Source organism: Halorubrum persicum, assembly GCF_002727125.1.
GTDB lineage: Archaea > Halobacteriota > Halobacteria > Halobacteriales > Haloferacaceae > Halorubrum > Halorubrum persicum.
Genome location: NZ_NHOA01000111.1, coordinates 1 through 2,313 on the forward strand (window position 1 = coordinate 1; position 2,313 = coordinate 2,313).

Here is a 2,313-nt window from a genome sequence, read left to right on the forward strand (position 1 = left end):
CGCCCGCGCGCTCGACGTCTTCGAGGCGAACGACCTCTGGGCGCTCGATGTCCCGTACGTGATCGCGGTTGGGATGACCGCCGAGGCGTGGCCGCAGCCGTCGCAGTCCGTGCTTCCCCCGGAGTTCCAGGAGGCGGTTCTCCGTGGCGATGGGGCGTCCGGGACGCTGGCGCCGCAGCCCGCGTGGGTCGGCGGACGCGACCGGGACCAGTTCGTCGACACGCTCCGGGCGGCGGGGCGCTGCGTCGTCTTCACCCGCCACACCCGGACTCCGGGCGGCGACGACGTGGCCCGGTCCCCGCTGCTCGATCACGTCGAGACGCGGCGGGTCTCCGAGGCGGACCGGCGGCGATTGGTCGGGGCAGAGAGCGCGCTCCCGCCGGCGCTGCGGGCGGTCGTCGACGGACGGACCGACGCCGACGGCGGCGCCGCGGAGGGAGACCGTGAGTGACGGCGACGACGGCGCCGCCGACCCGCTCAGACTGCGGGGGGCACAGCGGGAGATACGGGACGCGTACGCCGCGTCCGACGCCGGGTTGTTCACCCTCGACTGCGTCCCCGGCGCCGGCAAATCGCTCGTCGCCCATCACATCGCCGCCGAGGACATCCTCCGGCGATACGCGGCCGGGGATCCGACGCCCGAGCAGCACGTCGCGGTCGTCTCGTTCAACCGCGACGAGGCGGCCGCGATCGTCCCCGCGATCTGCGACCGGTTGCGGGCGCTCGTCGAGCACGACCTCGTCCCCGCCGCCGCCGACGTCTCCGCGGCGGAACTGCGATACCTCCAGCAGCGCACGCGGCAGGCCCCCTACGCGGGCACCATCGACGGCTTCCTGCGCGGCATCTTCCGCGAGTTTGCCGGCGAGATCGGCTTCGACGAGGTGCCGTCGGTCGGGAACGAGGCGCTCCTGAAGCGGGTCCACCGCGACTGCTACGAGTCGCTCCGCGACGACTCGGCACACGCCGGCCGGCTCCGCGACCTCGAAGCCGCGTACCCCGACGGCGAGTACGACGCCGGCGTCGACGAGATGCTGGCCGAGGCGCTGACGTACTGCCGCGATCGCCGCCTCTCCGTCGGGGCGTTTCGGTCGGCGCTGGTGCGGACGCGCGAGTCGACGTATCCCGACGGGAGGCCCGACTCCTTCGACGACATCGTCCGATCTGTCGAGCGCTTCGTCGCCGGCGGCGGAGTCGACGACAGCGGGGGCGCCACCGAGCGAACCGGCGACCGCGTCCGCGAGACGGTGACCGGCGCGGACCGAGCGCGCCTGCTCGACGCCGACCGCGAGCTGTACGACGCGTGGGACGCGCGCATCGACGACTTCTGCGCCGTCCTCTCGGCGTACCGCGCACGATACCGGACCGCGGTTCGGGAGCGCGGCGCCGTCTCGCACACAGATGTCGCGTACCTCGTGGACGCGTACTTCGACGGGCCCGACGGACGACCGGACCTGCCGGAGCAGCTCCAGTCGGTCGCCGACTCGCGCCGCGCTCGGCTCCGGCGGACGTATCGGTCGCGGATCCGGAGCCTGATCATCGACGAGGCGCAGGACGTCTCGGCCGTCCAACACGCCGCGCTCTCGCACGTCGTGACGAGCGAATCGCGCGTGTTCGCCTGCGGCGACGTCCGTCAGGGGATCTACCTGTGGCGCCACGCCGACCCGCAGTGGTTCGCCGCCGCGACCACCGAGGGGAGGTACCTCGGCGTGGACTGGGACACTCACGAGAACCGGACGGCGACCACCACCTACCGGTGCGTGCCGGCCGTCGCCGCCGGGATCAACGCGATCGCCGAGCCGGTGTTCACCGACCCGGCTCGGGGGGGCCTCGGCGACCTCGGCGTCTCGTACCCCCGGTTGGACGCGGCTCGGGACGGCGGCGACGGGGCGGCGGTCCACGTCTCCTCGTTCGCCGGCGTCGGTCACCCCGGCTCCGCGACGTGGGCGAACCCGGACGGGGATGTCGGCGAGGCGGACGTGCTCGCGAGACACGTCTCGCGGGGGCTCGCCGACGGGACGTTCTGCGACGCCGACGGCGATCCGCTCGGCGTCACGGTGCTGTTCCGCCGCGGGACGCGGATGGCCGAGTACGAGGCCGCCTTCGCCGCGGAGGGGCTCCGCGTCCGCACCGCGACCGACGCGCTGTTCGACTGCCCCGCCGTCGAGACGGTGCTCGCCGTCTGCGAGTGGCTGATCGCTCCCGGCTCCCCGGAGCGCACCGCCGAACTCCTCACCGAATCTCCCCTGAACGCCGCGTTCGACGCGCCTCCCTTCGAGGCCCGGTCGTGGGACCTCGACCGGGCCTCGAAGGGAG

General features: G+C 73.8%; 1 protein-coding gene and 1 pseudogene. Both read left to right on the forward strand.

Annotated elements, in window-relative coordinates; all coding sequences use genetic code 11:
* Positions 1-451, forward strand: a pseudogene (locus DJ69_RS12655) (hypothetical protein); the annotation flags it as partial.
* Positions 444-2,313: UvrD-helicase domain-containing protein (locus tag DJ69_RS12660; protein WP_180271814.1), on the forward strand; the 1,870-nt coding region annotated here is incomplete at its 3' end. The pseudogene DJ69_RS12655 and the gene DJ69_RS12660, both read left to right, overlap by 8 nt.